At 49.7% G+C, this 15,679-nt stretch carries 16 protein-coding genes; 9 read left to right on the top strand and 7 right to left on the bottom strand.

The window, feature by feature from the left end:
- The first annotated feature begins 34 nt into the window (after positions 1 to 34).
- The gene (locus MX657_RS22805; RefSeq protein WP_346808611.1) at positions 35 to 1,234 is read left to right on the top strand and encodes a multidrug effflux MFS transporter; all 1,200 of its coding nucleotides are present in this window, start codon (positions 35 to 37) and stop codon (positions 1,232 to 1,234) included.
- Here the strand turns inward: MX657_RS22805 and MX657_RS22810 are convergent.
- The 4 genes from MX657_RS22810 to MX657_RS22825 all read right to left on the bottom strand — a co-directional run bounded on the left by MX657_RS22810 (position 1,221) and on the right by MX657_RS22825 (position 5,080).
- Positions 1,221 to 1,391, bottom strand: a complete 171-nt coding sequence (locus MX657_RS22810; protein ID WP_413617004.1) for an alanine racemase C-terminal domain-containing protein — start codon at positions 1,389 to 1,391, stop codon at positions 1,221 to 1,223. The genes MX657_RS22805 and MX657_RS22810 overlap by 14 nt on opposite strands.
- A gap of 432 nt (positions 1,392 to 1,823) precedes the next feature.
- On the bottom strand, positions 1,824 to 2,450 hold the full coding sequence (locus tag MX657_RS22815) for a TetR/AcrR family transcriptional regulator (protein ID WP_346808615.1): 627 nt from the start codon (positions 2,448 to 2,450) through the stop codon (positions 1,824 to 1,826).
- Positions 2,451 to 2,566: 116 nt separating this feature from the next.
- Complete coding sequence (locus MX657_RS22820; RefSeq protein WP_213802920.1) at positions 2,567 to 4,039, bottom strand: aldehyde dehydrogenase family protein; 1,473 nt, start codon at positions 4,037 to 4,039, stop codon at positions 2,567 to 2,569.
- A gap of 618 nt (positions 4,040 to 4,657) precedes the next feature.
- On the bottom strand, positions 4,658 to 5,080 hold the full coding sequence (locus tag MX657_RS22825) for a MarR family winged helix-turn-helix transcriptional regulator (protein ID WP_213802919.1): 423 nt from the start codon (positions 5,078 to 5,080) through the stop codon (positions 4,658 to 4,660).
- Between the two features lie 822 nt (positions 5,081 to 5,902).
- Between MX657_RS22825 and MX657_RS22830 the strand changes: the two genes are divergently transcribed.
- A complete protein-coding gene (locus MX657_RS22830) occupies positions 5,903 to 6,922 on the top strand; it encodes an alpha/beta hydrolase (protein ID WP_181672725.1) in 1,020 nt (339 codons plus the stop codon).
- Between the two features lie 664 nt (positions 6,923 to 7,586).
- Here MX657_RS22830 and MX657_RS22835 read toward each other — a convergent pair.
- On the bottom strand, positions 7,587 to 7,928 hold the full coding sequence (locus MX657_RS22835) for a winged helix-turn-helix transcriptional regulator (protein ID WP_032611701.1): 342 nt from the start codon (positions 7,926 to 7,928) through the stop codon (positions 7,587 to 7,589).
- Positions 7,929 to 8,024: 96 nt separating this feature from the next.
- Between MX657_RS22835 and MX657_RS22840 the strand changes: the two genes are divergently transcribed.
- On the top strand, positions 8,025 to 8,774 hold the full coding sequence (locus tag MX657_RS22840; protein ID WP_346808612.1) for an SDR family NAD(P)-dependent oxidoreductase: 750 nt from the start codon (positions 8,025 to 8,027) through the stop codon (positions 8,772 to 8,774).
- Between the two features lie 105 nt (positions 8,775 to 8,879).
- Here the strand turns inward: MX657_RS22840 and MX657_RS22845 are convergent.
- Positions 8,880 to 9,577 (bottom strand): IS1 family transposase gene (locus MX657_RS22845; protein WP_261300409.1). Its coding sequence is split into 2 segments (ribosomal slippage): positions 8,880 to 9,328 and positions 9,328 to 9,577, totalling 699 coding nucleotides; the frame shifts between segments, so codons are not numbered across the junction.
- 122 nt (positions 9,578 to 9,699) lie between these two features.
- Between MX657_RS22845 and MX657_RS22850 the strand changes: the two genes are divergently transcribed.
- The 4 genes from MX657_RS22850 (at position 9,700) to MX657_RS22865 (ending at position 12,358) form a co-directional block, all read left to right on the top strand.
- Positions 9,700 to 9,927 carry a hypothetical protein gene (locus tag MX657_RS22850; RefSeq protein ID WP_001641454.1) on the top strand — a complete coding sequence of 76 codons (228 nt, stop codon included), beginning with the start codon at positions 9,700 to 9,702 and terminating at the stop codon, positions 9,925 to 9,927.
- A 16-nt stretch (positions 9,928 to 9,943) separates the two neighbouring features.
- Positions 9,944 to 10,390, top strand: coding sequence for a hypothetical protein (locus tag MX657_RS22855; RefSeq protein ID WP_000549069.1), 447 nt, complete (start codon positions 9,944 to 9,946; stop codon positions 10,388 to 10,390).
- Between the two features lie 90 nt (positions 10,391 to 10,480).
- Positions 10,481 to 11,443, top strand: a complete 963-nt coding sequence (locus MX657_RS22860) for a DNA replication terminus site-binding protein (protein ID WP_261300408.1) — start codon at positions 10,481 to 10,483, stop codon at positions 11,441 to 11,443.
- A gap of 9 nt (positions 11,444 to 11,452) precedes the next feature.
- Positions 11,453 to 12,358 (top strand): hypothetical protein, encoded by a 906-nt coding sequence (locus tag MX657_RS22865; protein ID WP_001198595.1) that lies wholly within the window; start codon positions 11,453 to 11,455, stop codon positions 12,356 to 12,358.
- A 301-nt stretch (positions 12,359 to 12,659) separates the two neighbouring features.
- On the opposite strand, the gene MX657_RS22870 is transcribed toward MX657_RS22865, so the two are convergent.
- Positions 12,660 to 13,835 carry a tyrosine-type recombinase/integrase gene (locus tag MX657_RS22870; protein WP_000795949.1) on the bottom strand — a complete coding sequence of 392 codons (1,176 nt, stop codon included), beginning with the start codon at positions 13,833 to 13,835 and terminating at the stop codon, positions 12,660 to 12,662.
- A 169-nt stretch (positions 13,836 to 14,004) separates the two neighbouring features.
- On the opposite strand from MX657_RS22870, the gene MX657_RS22875 reads away from it, so the two are divergent.
- Both MX657_RS22875 and MX657_RS22880 read left to right on the top strand, forming a co-directional pair.
- Entirely contained in the window at positions 14,005 to 14,217 is a 213-nt protein-coding gene (locus MX657_RS22875) for an Hha/YmoA family nucleoid-associated regulatory protein (protein WP_102752239.1), read from the top strand.
- Positions 14,218 to 14,577: 360 nt separating this feature from the next.
- A complete protein-coding gene (locus tag MX657_RS22880; protein ID WP_020833832.1) occupies positions 14,578 to 15,660 on the top strand; it encodes a hypothetical protein in 1,083 nt (360 codons plus the stop codon).
- Positions 15,661 to 15,679: the final 19 nt, after the last annotated feature.

A 15,679-nucleotide genomic window follows, 5' to 3' on the forward strand; every position in this document is an offset into this window, starting at 1 on the left:
ATTACCCGCTTTTATATGGATGCTGTCACGCACGATGCAAAAATTCACGCTTCTTTTACTCAGCCTGGTGCTTCTGGGTCCGCTGGGCATTGATCTCTACCTGCCTACCCTGCCAGACATTGCGCTGGGGCTGAACACGCCTGTGACCACGATCCAGACAACCATTCCCCCGTTTTTGCTGGTAATGGGTTTAGGTCAGATTGTTGCGGGTCCGTTGGTTGATAATTTTGGCCGTAAACCTGTAGCCATAGCCGGGATCCTGCTTTATCTGCTGGGCAGTATTCTGGCTGCCACTGCAACCGGCTGGCCGCAGTTCCTTAGCGCGCGTATTGTTCAGGGTTGCGCGGTTTGCTGTACCGCCGTGGTGGCGTTCAGCGGCGTCAGGGATCGCCTTGAGGGCGAGGAAGCGGGACGAGCCTACGGTTTTCTTAACGGTGCCCTGAATATTGTTCCGGCACTGGCACCGATGCTGGGTGGTTTCCTGGCCGGTGCGTTTGGCTGGCGTGCCCCCTTCTGGTTTCTGGCCAGTTATGTGCTGGTGATTGGCCTGATGATCCTGCGTTTTCTGCCTGAAACACGTCCGGCCGGAACGCTGGCAGTCAAAGCACTTCCGCTTGCCCAGTACGCCAGAATCCTGCGTGAACCCCGCTTCCTTGCTTTTACGTTTGCTAATGCGGGTGCAATGGGCATGGTGCTGACCGACGTGTCGCTGGCTCCGCAGGTGCTGATGACCGAAGGCAAACTCTCTGCCCTGCAGTTTTCCATAGCCTTTGGCGCTAATGGCTTCTGGATTATGCTGGGCAGCGTGCTGGTAAATAAAATCATCCGCAAACTGGGCCGGTCCATCTGTCTGGCTTTTGGTAGTCTGGCAATGGTCTGTGGTGCTGTGACGATGCTGGCAGGCATGGCCATCTTCCCGGCAGAGATGCAAACCAGCTGGGCGTTATATATGTTCCCGGTGGCTATTTCGGTAGCCGGTCTGGCCTTTACGGTTGGCCCGGCAACCAGCTTTGCGCTGGAACCTTATAAACAGCAGGCTGGCGTGGCTTCGGCCCTGGCGGGATTTATTCAGATGGCGGGCGGCTCCTCTGCCGGTTTACTGGCGATGGCTCTGCCGGTAAACGAGAAGCTTGCGCTGAGTGCGATGATGATTATGGGTGCCGTACTGGCAGCGCTGGCGTGGAAATGCAGCAGGAATGTGTGCGGTACGCTTACCGCGCTTAAAACCAAATAACCCCGACCGGTACCCGCGGAGCAAGCGCACACGTCAGCTCATTACCAACGGTACCGGCATCGTACGCCTCCTCATCAATCAGGACCTTTTTACCCCACAATTCCGCCTTGTTGCCGATACCTGCCTGTTGGTAAGGGATCAAATCCACAGTAATCATATCCACTGAAACTGCCCCAGCCCCCTGCGTTCTGACCCCATCAGTCCAGACCGAAGGGACCTGTGGGCGCGTGGCGGGTATTCCTGCCAGAACAACCGATTCTCCGCTTTTTCTTCAACGCGGACATAATCCTCAAGGCAAACCCGCTTTGTGCCAGAAGCAGACTCAGAAATACTCAGGTATGTCCTGAACACCCTGAACATCTAACCCTGTCAAAGGAGGTTTTTCGTTCATTACGGGAGGTTAACCTGCATTTAATTGGCATACAGGGGCATCTTAAAAGGGTGTGAAAGTGGGATTAACGGACAGGCGGGGCTGTCATTTTGTGCCAGCAACGTGCATGTATTATCGTTATGCCAGGCTCCGGTACCGGCCGATAGTTCAGCCTCGGTTAACCTGGCACCACCTTCATTTTCTACCGTGGACAGGAAGTCAAAACTTCAGTTGAAGCGTATCGGCAAACTGGCGGTAATACAGCTCGATGAGTTTATGTCCATTGTCCGGGGAGAACAGGTACAGGCGCATGAGGCCCTCAAAAACAAGGGACAAGCGCTCTGTCACGGCATGCGGATCGAGTCCGGCAGATATCTGGCCGCTACTCTGGGCCGCGCGTATCCTGCTGTGGACGCTGTCAATCAGGCCAGCTTCTGAATCACGAAGGAGTTCGGCAACATGTGTGTTACGCGCACCTTCACTGGCGATTTCAGCACGTAAAACCGCCACCGCGTGTCCCTCGGGTGTGAGGAACATCTCTGCCAGCAGCTCTTCAATCGCCTTGCGACTGAAATCAGTACTCCAGAAACGGCTTATCAAATTGTGATGCCGCTGCAGGTCGAGTTCGATAAGCGCCGTGATGAGGACGTCCTTGCTCGGAAAGTACTGGTAAATGTTCGCAACGCTGACCCCTGCAGCCGCACCAATCTCGGAAATGGATGAGGCGTGAAACCCTCGTTGTATAAAGCAGGTTCGGGCCCCGTTGAGGATCTGGATCATGCGTTCTTCACGCGCATGCTCATTCACGGGACGCCCGCGCAGGGGCTTGTCTGCATCAGTTTTCATTTTCACATTTTATTCCATTCAGGTAACATAAGGACGACACCGGAGTGGTATCGTCCTCAGTTTGCAGGTCAGGTCAGCCGCGCAGTGGACGAACTGGCGATACGAGGCGATAAACGTCAGAGTGACGCCGGCGTAGCCTCAACGCTCGCATAGACCTTGATTTCCTGAAACTGCTCAATCGCACGTGGCCCGCAGAGGACGCCGATACCACTTTGCTTGAAGCCGCTCTGTTCGAAGTGCTCGGACATAACGCCCCAGCAGTTTAGCCAGATATGACCGGCTTGAACAGACTTGCCAACTCTCCGGCCACGCGCCGTGTCGTCTGAGAACACCGACGCGGCGAGACCGAATTCGGTAGCGTTTGCGCGCATGATTGCATCAGCTTCGTCATCAAAAATCTCGAAAGTCTGGACCGGCCCGAAGACTTCAGACTGGATGACATCAGTGCTCAGGTCCTGTACTTCGATCAGGGTGGGGCGGTAGAACGCGCCTGAGGCCAGAGGGCCTTCATTCACGGGGCCGCCGCGCACCAGAATGTTTGCATACGATCCTGCTGCCGCGACCACGGCATCAACGCGCTGAACACTGGCCTTGTCGATCAGCGGACCAAGCTGCGCCTGCGGGTCTTCGCTTTCGCCGAGCTGGACATTCTGATAAGCCTCGATCAGTGCAGCGCGCAACCGGTCGGCGATGCCACGCTGGGCCAGTACCCGTGAACCGGTACAGCAGAACTGACCATTCATCGCGACCAGTGCCATGACGATCTGCGGTACCACCACATCCAGGTTTGCATCATCAAATACGATCAGCGGCGCTTTTCCGCCCAGTTCCAGATTCAGACGTTTGAGCGTTCTGGCGCCGTTGGCGGCAATGAGGCGGCCTACCTTAGTGCTGCCGGTATAACTGATCATGTTCACCAGAGGGGAGTCGACCAGCATGGAAGCGCCAGTACTCCCGGTTTCGGTGATCACATTCAGTACACCCGGTGGCAGCGATTTGACTGCAGCGATTGCCCGGGAAAACAGGGCATTGGTAAGCGCGGTCTGGTGCGGCAGTTTCAGCACCACAGTACATCCGGCAGCCAGGGCGGGAGCGACAGCGCGCACTGACAGTATGATTGGTGAGTTCCATGGCGAAATAACTCCCACAACGCCAAGAGGTTCGGGATCGGAATGGAAATGCATTCCCGGAGCGGCTTCAAGGGCGCGCCCGCCGGTCTGCAGCAGTGCCGTGGCGGCACCATAACGCAGCCACTCCACCGTTAATGCCAGCTCCCACTGAGTCTGCGCCAGCAGCTTGCCCCCTTCGCGTGCCAGCTGGATTGCTATCTCGTCCACCCGTTTTGCGACCTCGTCGGCCAGTTCAAATAGGGCACGTGAGCGCAGGGAGCGATCTCTGGACCAGCTTGTCGTGTCAAAGGCAGTACGGGCAGCTTCGATCGCCTGACGTGCTTCGTCAGTGCCGATGTCCAGGTAGTTTCCCAGTGGCTGGCCTGTTGAAGGGCTTATCGCCTGTCTTATCGTGCCTCCGTTGTTCCAGTTACCGTTGATCCAGTTTCCTGCAGCTTCAGTCATATTCGGGTGTTCCATGATATTTCCTTTCCGGGTATCCCGCGGATTGAACGATGCAGACACGGTGCGGGTAATCCCTTGTCTGCCTGGTTGACGCCGAAGCTAAAAGCTGCCCGTTTGCGTCGCGATAAATATAAAAGTAAGTGATCATTTATATAAATGCAACGTTATTTTACAGCGCTCAGATATTATGGGATTAACACTGCTGGCGTGGACGGGACTCGTCCTGGCGAGGATAGATGGTCATGGAACGAATACGCATCGCCCTGGGGCGGCAGCGCAAAACTTTTGCCGCCCGGTACAGATGGGCTGTAACTGCCCCAAATGTGAATCTTTGAGTAAGCGAAATTTTTACTAGGTTCAAACGAGGAGATCATGCTCAAAAAGAGCATGCATTCTGCGAGTACAAGGCTTAAATCCGGCCGGGGATCCTTGATTTCCTTCCCATTCATGACGGGGAATCAGGATGCATCCTTCATCCCGGCGCTCATAACATTTTGACACTGCTCCGGCCATCGCTGTTGCTCTGCGTCTGAGCAATTTTCTCTGGGAAAAATGGACGGCTGCCGCAATCTTCTGGTGTACCGCTGAATTGCCGGACTGTGCTTCCCGTCCATGCCACACCGGCACTAAGCCTTACAAGTCTTTCAGCAGACTAGCCGACAGTTGCCGAAGCAGATTTAACTCCTCATCATTCATCTGCATGGTACATCTCATCTTACCAGGCAGATCCAGCAGAACCTCTTTCATCTCATTCGCCTTTTCAGTAAGAACGACATTTTTCATCCTTTCATCTCCGGCGACAGCCATCCTTTTCAGAAACCCCTTCGCCTCAAGTTTTTGTACAAGCGGCGTCAGCGTTCCCGAGTCAAATAATGTCTTCTGGCCAAGCGCCCGTAACGGGATATTGTCCTGCTCGTAAAGGGCCATAAGCACGACAAACTGTGGGTAGGTCAGGTCAAACTCTTTCAGCAAGGGCCGATACTGGCGGATTAGCGCGTTTGTTACCGAATACAAAGAAAAGCATAGCTTTTCCTCTAAGATGCTGTTTTTTTGCATTTAATTTTCTCCATGCAAACACACCAGAATTGTTTAAATAATATCTGCAATAAAGAATATTGCATGCAAGCTAAATCCGCAAAAGTTAAATGCTGGTAACAAGGCGATGCGCATAATTTTACTAAGGCCCGGTCATGAAAGCCGGGTCAGGTGTCCTGAATTTTGCCTTATTTGCATTCTCCCTTTGGCATTTTCCGGGCAACCGGTTTGTTTTTCTGCTCAGCAGCGAGGGCAGGGCATGTCTTTGAATACCGTGATTATCTCATGCTTACTGACCCCTTCTCATGAACGCCAGCGACGTCATTCACATAACTCCTGAAAAAAGCACATAAAAAAATCATTGTATTTATATAAGTGATCGTTTGCTTTTATATTCAACGAGAACGAGCGACCGCCCGCTCATACGTTAACCAGGCAGACAAAGGATTACCTGCCCCGGGTCTGTGTCGGTTAATACGCCACATGTTTTGAGGAGAGATAGCAAGGAACGTCCGGATTTCAACGAACCTGCGCAGAACCGTATTGACTGAGTCAGCCCTAAGACCGGCCAGCCGCAGGGCAGTTAGCAGAACACTGGCTGTGACGAGAGACAGCTGGCAGAGAGGATCAGCAGTTAAATCAGGAGAACAGAATGGATCTCTTCTAATTTGCTGTTCTTAAACACTTAATTTACGGAAGGCAAGGATATTCAGAAAAAGTTATCTAAATAATGTTTGACTGAAAGAATATTGCGTGCAAGTATTATTCACGCAAGGTAGATGCCGGCAACAACCGGCACTCAACCAAATAAAACAATCAACACACATCTGACGAGGCTTAATCATGAAAACCGTATCCGCTGTCCTGACCTCTGCACTTTTCGCATCCGCCACCGCCGTGGCTTCCGAAAAACCAGTTAACCTTCCTGCTCCCACAGCCGGTGTGCAGGCATTTCTCAACGTGCTGAACGCCGGTGACGGCAAGCCTATGGAACAGATGACCCCGCAGGAGGCCCGTCAGGTGCTGATCGGGGCACAGAAGGGCGTTACGCTGCCATCTGCGCAGGTTGCAGAAAAAATCATCACGGTAAACGGGCAATCCATTAAACTGAAAATCGTGAAACCGGACAACGCGGCCGGCACCCTTCCTGTATTCATGTTCTTCCATGGTGGCGGCTGGGTGCTGGGAGATTTTCCGACCCATGAACGTCTGATCCGGGATCTGGTTCGTTCATCCGGCGCTGCGGCGGTATATGTGGACTACACGCCGTCACCGGAGGCTCACTTCCCTGTCGCGATTAACCAGGCGTATGAAGCAACCAAATGGGTAGCTGAACACGGTCAGGAAATTGGCGTCGATGGCAGCCGTCTGGGCCTGGTCGGTAACAGCGTCGGGGGGAATATGGTGGCCTCCGTGGCGCTGCAGGCTAAACAGTTTAACGGACCGAAGATCCGTTATAACGTGATGCTGTGGCCGGTAACGGATGCGAATTTTGACAGCACATCCTATAACCAGTATGAAAACGGCTATTTCCTGACGAAAAACATGATGAAATGGTTCTGGGATAACTACACCACTAACGCGTCAGACCGTAATAATATTCTTGCCTCGCCACTGCGGGCCACCACGGAACAGCTGAAAGGTTTCCCGCAAACCTTAATCCAGACAGCGGAACTGGATGTTCTGCGTGACGAAGGTGAAGCGTTCGGTCGCAAGCTCGATGCCGCCGGCGTGCCTGTGACCGTGACACGCTACAACGGCATGATCCATGACTACGGGCTGCTGAACCCGTTAAGTCAGGAGCCCACTGTCAGAACAGCGCTGGAGCAGGCGGGCGCAGCGCTGCAGAACCACCTGAAATAATATCCGCATAAGGTATAAACAGCGCGGCCAGAGGCCGTGCTGTTTTGTATGAACCTGGCGCCTGTCTTCGCTAATTCCGGCTGAAAAACCGCTACCGGGCAAACCCGGTTACGCAGCCATGTTATCTTTGCTGTAAGTCCCCGCATCCATCTTGATGTCTGAATTCTGCTTTTCGCTCATAGTCGACCTGTAACACCGTGAATATGTCCGCCTGGTGCCAGAAGCAGACGCTATTGGCGTCGTATCATGTTATTAACCGTGAGCAGTTCTTGAGGTATACGGTTCGCGCCATGTGGGAGTCTGACAACGAAGATTCATCAGGGTCAACCGAAAGGGGTCACACGCCTTTTCAACACAACTGCACGCTTCATCAACCGAAAAATATGGCCGCAGCTGAGCGACGCCAGCGTTAGTGGTGTGTCGCAGACCTTTTTCCCACAGCTTCGGGAGACCAGTACGGCGCAGGCGGCTGACTATGAGCTTATCCCGCGTGGTATTCACTAAGACGCGCTGAATGAAGACCTGTCACTTGCAGCTTGATGAGTCCGGAAGCCTTCCAGGCCTGAAAGATCAGTTGGCTTCGCCCTGCAGCCGGTGCCGATAATGTTTCAGGACACGTGTGTCACGATCTGGTTTTAAATGAAGCCACGCAGCCCAGCAAATTTTAGCGACTCTCATTATCATGTCGTTCAGCCGCTCGCGCGTATTCGCGGTTCGCGTTTCCCCATTCGCAAAGCGGTTGTAATGCCCGCGCAAGCGTTCTTCCGAAATCGGTAATCTCGTATTCAACTTTAGGCGGTACTTCCCTGTAATCATGCCGTAATACAATGCCATCCGCTGTTAAATCCTTGAGCTGTTGTATGAGGACTTTTTCACTGATGCCCCCGGACAGACGTTTAAGCTCGCCAAACCGGCGTGGGCTGAACTGCAGATGAAACAACAGGACAGGTTTCCATTTCCCTCCGATATAACGAAGGGCTACATCAAGGCCGCAGACGGGTTCCATTCACTTTCTCCTTATACATACCTTTTGGTATGTACTATTATAATTGAATGCATACCGTTACTATGCGTTTTCGCTCCTCAATCTGGATATAAAATTATGGGTAAGCTGGAAGGAAAAGTTGTCGTTATCACCGGTGCCAACAGCGGAATTGGTCTGGCATCGGCTAAACGTTTTGCGGCTGAAGGCGCGCAGGTTTTTATGACGGCCCGGCGTGCGCGTGAGCTGGAAGAGGCTGTAACTGAGGTGGGGCATGGCGCAACCGGCATCGCTTGTGATATTTCAAGGATGAATGATCTCGATGCCCTGTTTGAAGAAGTTCAGCGTAAGGCTGGTCACATTGACGTACTGTTTGCCAACGCCGGCGGGGGGGATTTCGCCTCTCTTTCAGCCGTGACTGAAGAACATTACACTCGCATCTTCGATACCAATGTTAAAGGTACCCTTTTTACCGTACAAAAAGCGCTGCCTTTACTGAAAGAGCGGGCATCCATCATCCTGACGGGATCAACGAGTGCGACCACCGGCGTGCCTGAGTTCAGCGTCTACAGCGCCAGTAAGGCGGCCGTGCGAAATTTTGCCCGGGCGTGGATCCTTGAACTGGCTCCCCGTAAGATTCGGGTTAACGTACTGGTACCGGGCGCCACGTCAACTCCGGGCTGGCATGGCCTTTCGCCTGACGATAATTTCAACCGTGAAATGATACGCGCCGTAGAAGCCACCACTCCACTGGGACGCCTTGCTGAACCTTCGGAAGTGGCTGCCGCGGCACTGTTCCTGGCTTCAGATTACAGCAGCTTCGTTAACGGAAGTGAACTGTTTGTTGACGGTGGCTCAGCACAGATCTGAATATCATTTATATCAGAGCAAAATTTCATAAAGTCCGGTCAAACCGGACTTTATTGTTTGTAAATTAAGAAAATAATCTACTAGGAATAAGGTAATGACTCCAACTTACTGATAGTGTTTTATGTTCAGATAATGCCCGATGACCTTGTCATGCAGCTCCACCGATTTTGAGAACGACAGTGACTTCCGTCCCAGCCTTGCCAGATGTTGTCTCAGATTCAGGTTATGTCGCTCAATGCGCTGAGTGTAACGCTTGCTGATAACGTGCAGCTTTCCCTTCAGGCGTGATTCATACAGCGGCCAGCCATCCGTCATCCATACCACGACCTCAAAGGCCGACAGCAGGCTCAGAAGACGCTCCAGTGTGGCCAGAGTGCGTTCACCGAAGACGTGCGCCACAACCGTCCTCCGTATCCTGTCATACGCGTAAAACAGCCAGCGCCGACGTGATTTAGCACCGACGTAGCCCCACTGTTCGTCCATTTCAGCGCAGACAATCACATCACTGCCCGGTTGTATGCGCGAGGTTACCGACTGCGGCCTGAGTTTTTTAAGTGACGTAAAACCGTGTTGAGGCCAACGCCCATAATGCGTGCACTGGCGCGACATCCGACGCCATTCATGGCCATATCAATGATTTTCTGATGCGTACCGGGCTGAGAGGCGGTGTAAGTGAACTGTAGTTGCCATGTTTTACGGCAATGAGAGCAGAGATAGCGCTGATGTCCGGCAGTGCTTTTGCCGTTACGCACCACGCCTTCAGTAGCGGAGCAGGAAGGACATCTGATGGAAATGGAAGCCACGCAAGCACCTTAAAATCACCATCATACACTAAATCAGTAAGTTGGCAGCATTACCTGACCTATGTTGTTTTTCACTTCCGTTGTGTTTGTTCCCGGACGCTGCCCTGTCTGAGGAAGAGGTTATGAGTAAGTTAACCGGAGAAGTTATCCATGGAATTCTTCTTTCCTTACCTGAGTTTATTGATATGCCAGAAGTGCTCGCTTACCAGGTCAGGGATGAAATTCTTGCTTTTAACACTCGCTGTGGAGACGGGATCTTTCATGGTTGGAACACGGCTTCAGAATTGTGGAAGTTTGAAATCTTTCCCCGCACCACCATCATGATGCAGCATACTTCGGCAATACATTAAAATTAGGCGGGGCAGAATGCATAAAAAACTTTTTCTTCTCGAATGGAAACCCTGTCAGAGCCGCGTATGGGCCGGTTGGATGGCCCTGTGGTTGACTATCAGTTTTCTGATGTTATCTGCCTTGCTTATGACAGATCATCTCCTGAACAAAGTCATCCTGCCGCCAACATGGTTGTTGATCTGGTTTTCGCCAATGCTGGGGTTTTTGATAAAAGTTCGCGTCGTCGAAACTCAACATTTCCTGGAGCATGACCTCTGTGTTGCAGGTTTCTCTTTTTACCGCTGGAAGAGGTTAGTTTCTCCCGGGCTTTGGTCAGTTGACTGTATAAATGGTCGTTTTCGCCTCAATCGGATCACCCAGGTGGGTAAGACTATCCACTATCCATGGCGTCTCCATTATCATCCTTTGTTCATGAGCCCTATCGAACATAAATCGCATGCTGTGAAAGCTGTTTCAAAATGACTTCTTTAGAGGTTTACATGACATTTATGTTCTGCAAGGTCAGCCTGGGCAGCAAAATTGATTGGAAATAACATGAGCCTGGAGAAACGTATGAGTTATGACGATTTGCCCTATTTTCGTGACCAGATTCTGGAACGAATCGACTCGCTCAAGTGTTTTCTTTCGAACACCCCCCCGATGATGGCAAACCTGATGACTGTCTCCACCGTATCTCGAACAGAAGAGCGCCTGAAGCAGGTTAAACCCATCAGGGTTAGTATTAAAGACGATGCTTCGGTTGAGGAAATTATTCAGGCACTTACTGACATCTGTGTGGATGACATAGAGTCATTAAGTCATGATTCCACCAAAGTAACCACTAAATACCCGGGTCTAATCATTGTCCCCGAAAGAGCAGATCTTCTCGAAAGCTTGATCACTTCTATAAACGAAGCAAAAAATGATTTTGCTGCGGCAATGAGGCGTATCGATAATAAAAAGAATGTCCGTTTTGATAAAGTGCACAAGAAGCTCCCGGGCCTTGTCGCTATGCACTCAACAAGAAATATCCTTTTCATCAAGTCCCAGCTTAAAAAAGTTACTTTTTCATGGCGGCTAAACCGAAACCAGGAAGTTAAAACAGCAGAGCAACTTGTGAGTTTGTTGGAGCGCAGGAGAGCCTCAGAAGTAAAAAATGTATCAACTACCAATTTGAATGTCGTGTCTAATATCGATAAGGCTTTACACCGTCTTGAATTTCACCCACTGAAGCAGGGCGAATCTTATCGCCTTTGTCGAACTAACTCTTTCCCTGTTCCGATTGCTCACATTTTTGCATTTAGGCCTGAAGGGCAGGAACGAAACGGGAATAAATATGCTGAGACTGATTATTCAGTAGTAAAAGCATCCTTGCCCATTTTCGCAGCAGGCAACATACCTCAATTAAAAACGCTCTCTGACTGGGCTCCTGAAAACAGCCAGGGTCCGTCCAACCAACGGAAGCTGAGCCTGAAATATACAGAACTCGTGCCGGGGGCTGAGCTGGGCATTTTCATTGTCAGCCCCGAAAATTAAGGAACAACAATGCAATGGATTTCCACAGCCAGCCAGAAAATCGATGAGCGTCTCTATCGTGTCTGCGTCTGGGTAAAAAAATATCACGCTGATGCGATTAACCGCGTTGTGCTAACCGTTGATCTAAGTAAAGCCCGACATGACCCTGACGAGGACCAGGTAAGAGCAGAGCTGCTGTGCGGCCATTATTTTTTGCTTCGTAAGGAAAACGCTTCGAACTCTGCGCCTGACGATCAAAAGTTTGCTTTCCTGCCTGACGGGCGCAATCTGTGTTGGCAGACCGCAACCCCGGTGCTTCAGCATCTCCTACTCAATAAAAACGTTCCTGAGTCGCTGAGGTTGCTTACGGACTACATACATATGCGTCTGGCCAGGCTGACAATGGTACCTATGTCCGGAACCATCATGAACGAGGCTCTGCTGGACAGCATCAGCTGGGTTAAGGTGGATTTGACCTACTTCTGGCAGTACGAACAGCTCAGCTCTCATCTGGGACCCATCCAGATAACCCACAAGGCACTTGTACGCTTCGGGCACCTGGCAAAGAATGATGAAAACTCCAGTGCAATAAGAATTCTGCGTCAGCGTCTGTCTTCAGAATTCTTACAAGAATTTCAGATGGCTGAGGATGAGCTAAAGCGCAAACAGTCGTTGATGGGCACCATGGACGTGAAAATGCTGTTTCATGCTCATTACCCCAGCCAGAAGATGCTGGTGGCTCGATATAAAAATGGTTGGGTAATGGTGGATTGTTTTCTGTTTCACCATACCAAACCTAAGAAAAAAGCAAAAAACAAAACTACTGTGGCTAAGCCTCAACTTAAACAGACTAAAAGAGAAGGGAGTGAAAATGGAACTGGGCATTATGGTGTGCATCGTGTTGTTACTCTCAGTGGCGGCGGCGTGGATCAGTAATAAGACAGTTGATTTGCTCGAAAGATTCTATTTCAAGCGTCCGCTGAGCATGGAGTACGCGGCATGGCTACGTGTAATGTGTGCAGGCTTGTTATTAGTTTTTATTCAGGTTGCTCCCCAATTTACACTCCTGTATACCCTTAAACTTGTCACGCTTATTAATCTTGGAATCCAGACAATGAAATTAAATGGCGTGTACAAATATAAAAGGACGGGAATTTTGCCTCCGGGAGGGGCACTCTCTAATCTCACCAGACTTAACCCGTTCAAGAAAAAATAAAGTTATGCGCCCGTGAGGGCGCTATTCATCAAAGGCATTTCGCATAAGCTTGATCATGGCTTTTTTACCAGCTTCAATATTGCGAATGTAGCGCATAACCATTTCTTCATTCGACCAGTTCCCCATTTCCATAATCTGTGGTAGCGAGTAACCTTCAATATCCAGCTGTATCGCACCGCCTACACGAACGCTGTGCCCTGTCCAGTAACGGGTTTTAGTCTCATTTGGATAAAGCTCATTCCACATTTCTTTAAATGCCCGTAAAAGGGAATTTTTGCTGAGCATACCGGCATCGTCCACAGTGTCTTCCTCATCTTCATCGTTCAGAAGACTTTGTTTAGCACGGTAGGGCAGGTTATGCCGTTTAAGAAGCTCAGATAGCTCATTCCCTTTACTCCGAAGCTTCCAGCCGGGTGGCATATAGCCTGTATCATGGAAATTTACGGCCTGGAAAAGGTATTCATCCGGATGACTGTGCTGATCCATTTTCACAAGGTTCATCAATCTCAAGAGGCAGTTAGTTAACTGACGTGTCAGCCGGTAGGTAAGAAGTGTACTGATGTTCGTTTTTGTACGGTATACCGTCAGGTTAAATTCACCGGTCATACTATCCAGAGACAGATCTTTCAGACGTATACGGCGAATTTCGGATGAACGGAGCAGTGTTTCAAAGCCTGTCCAGATCAGGCACAGGTCACGAAGCTTACGAACTGAGTTTGTAGTACTGCGTAACTTTATCAGAGCCTTGAGATCGCCAATAAGAAAGGGAGTTGCCTGTTTAGTCGTCTTTCGCTTCCGGGCTTCCGATTGTTTTAAGGCTTCCAGCATGTACCATGCTTCAGACGTAATAATCCCGGGCAGGTTAAGCCCTTTTTTATGGATACTGTTTAAGGCCTGAAGACAGCTGTTTATGCTGCTTCGTGACAATTTGCCTTCAAGATGCCCCATAAACGCCAGCAGAGCTTCCTCAGACACGGGGAGCGAACTTACTGGCCAGTCTGTATGCAACCGGGCATTCGCCTGATACCATTCGTTCCATACTCGTAGCCAGTGCAGATAGGTTTTAGCTGTGTTGTATCTCAGATGGGAAAAGTAACGGATCAAGCGTGAAAGCTGTTTATCATGGTTGCCGAACGTTTCCAGCTGCTGATGCAATTCGCTTTCCGAAAACTGTCTGATCACTGATTGATTCTTCATCCTGCTCACCGGGATACACTGGTTTTATTTACAGTCATTTTAGCACTCATGTACCTGGTTATGAACAGGGTGGAAACAACGAAAAAGGTTGTGAAATCGTTAGGCTTAAGTGAAAAATGATATTAAGATTATCCCTGGCCAGTTGAGGCCTGTCTAAAGAAGGTTGATTATGTCTGACACAAAGCAGTCTTATTTAATGAAATTCCGTAAGTGTAGTTCGTTCGAAACGCTCGAAAAAGTATTTGAAAGGTTATGTGAAAAAAACTCGGGTGTCGCCTCTCTTGAAATTTCTGGTGCTTATGATCATCGTAAAGCTGAACTGACAATGAAAAAGTTATATGACAAAGTTCCTGCGAGTGTGTGGATCTTTGTTCGCGAGTAATTATTGATATTGGCACAACAAAAAGACTGTGTCTGGATTTGAAAATAGTTTATGCCCCTTTCGGGGCTAAAGGCACTGTAATAGCCTGTCTTTTTAACTTTCTTATTAAGTTCGGAGAAAGACTTTAATCATAAGCCAAGCCCACTGCTAAATACATCCGATATTCTCCTTAATTTTAGAAGTTGTGATAAAAGTTACTTTACCTAAACTTCTCTCTCCATATTTGTAAGGCTCTCATTTGATTCTTGTCAAACATTAATCTGGAAGACTAAAAAATCATTTCTTTTAATTCGTTTTACAGAAATCCTCCTCCGTTATTTCGGATATAGTTTGAATAATTATCAAAAACGGGGTGCAGCCATGCGTAAGAGTTACACATTTGGTATTCCATTTGGACTCCAGAGAGAATCAGGACTCTTTTTAGATATTACAGAGGTCAGCCGGGGTATCGACTGTAACTGCATCTGCCCCGCTTGCAAAACTGATCTGTTAGCAAAGCAGGGGGAGGTCAAGCTTTGGCATTTCTCACACAGTACTGCTGTAGCCGGTGACTGTGATGGTCTGATGGAAGCCATCCGGGGAAAAATTATTGAAGTCATCAACGAGCACCAGGTTCTTGGTTTCCCAAATCTTCTCGCTGGCGACGATGGTGGGCCGGTTTCACTGAATGAGGTTAGTGGAAGCGGCAGTATGTTCGGAGGCACAGCTGATCTGTTCGTAAAGGTTAATGATTTATGTGTGGCCGTCTTTCTGGACAGGGATCGTAGCATTTCTGCGAAGTTAACCTTTGACCACCTTCATCCTTCCGAAAGAGTTGCCGCATTGCGTATCGATCTTCCAGATATTGAATATGAAATCAGTCAGGTGCAGCTCGGGCGACGTAAAACAACATACAGTGAGTGCATTGAAAGCCTGATCATTGATGAGACCAGTTCCCGGGAATGGCTATATCATCCATTAATGCATGAACTTGAATCTGAACCTCTTCAGGAGTATCGGGGACGGGAGCCTTCAGAGGAAGGGCCTCTTCTTCAGCGCCTTGCTGACTGTAAGATGAAATTGCCTGATATCCTTCCGGGCAGTCATAACGCGTTAGTCAGGTTACAGCAGGATACGATTGTATGTCTGTGTCGGTTAACGGTTCGGGCTTATGACATCGCTCAGACCGATGAATTTCCTTTGTTCCTTCGCTATTTCAGGTTGCACTGCCTGGAAAACAGCGAACATGTCAGTTACGAAAGACTGATCTGCTGGCAGGAAATGATTTCAAAAACCCAGGAAGGCCAGTCCTTGACACAAAACGAACTTGAATATCTTCATGAGATTGTCCGCATCGCCTTATACAATCACCGGCTTAACAATGTCAGTATTTCAGATGTTAAAAACCATGACACAGGAAAGGAGAGCGGCAGGGTAGAGCCACAAAACTATTCACTCTTATAAATAAATTGGGCTTTGCGCA

It is taken from the genome of Enterobacter chuandaensis (assembly GCF_039718975.1).
In the GTDB taxonomy this organism is placed as follows: domain Bacteria; phylum Pseudomonadota; class Gammaproteobacteria; order Enterobacterales; family Enterobacteriaceae; genus Enterobacter; species Enterobacter chuandaensis.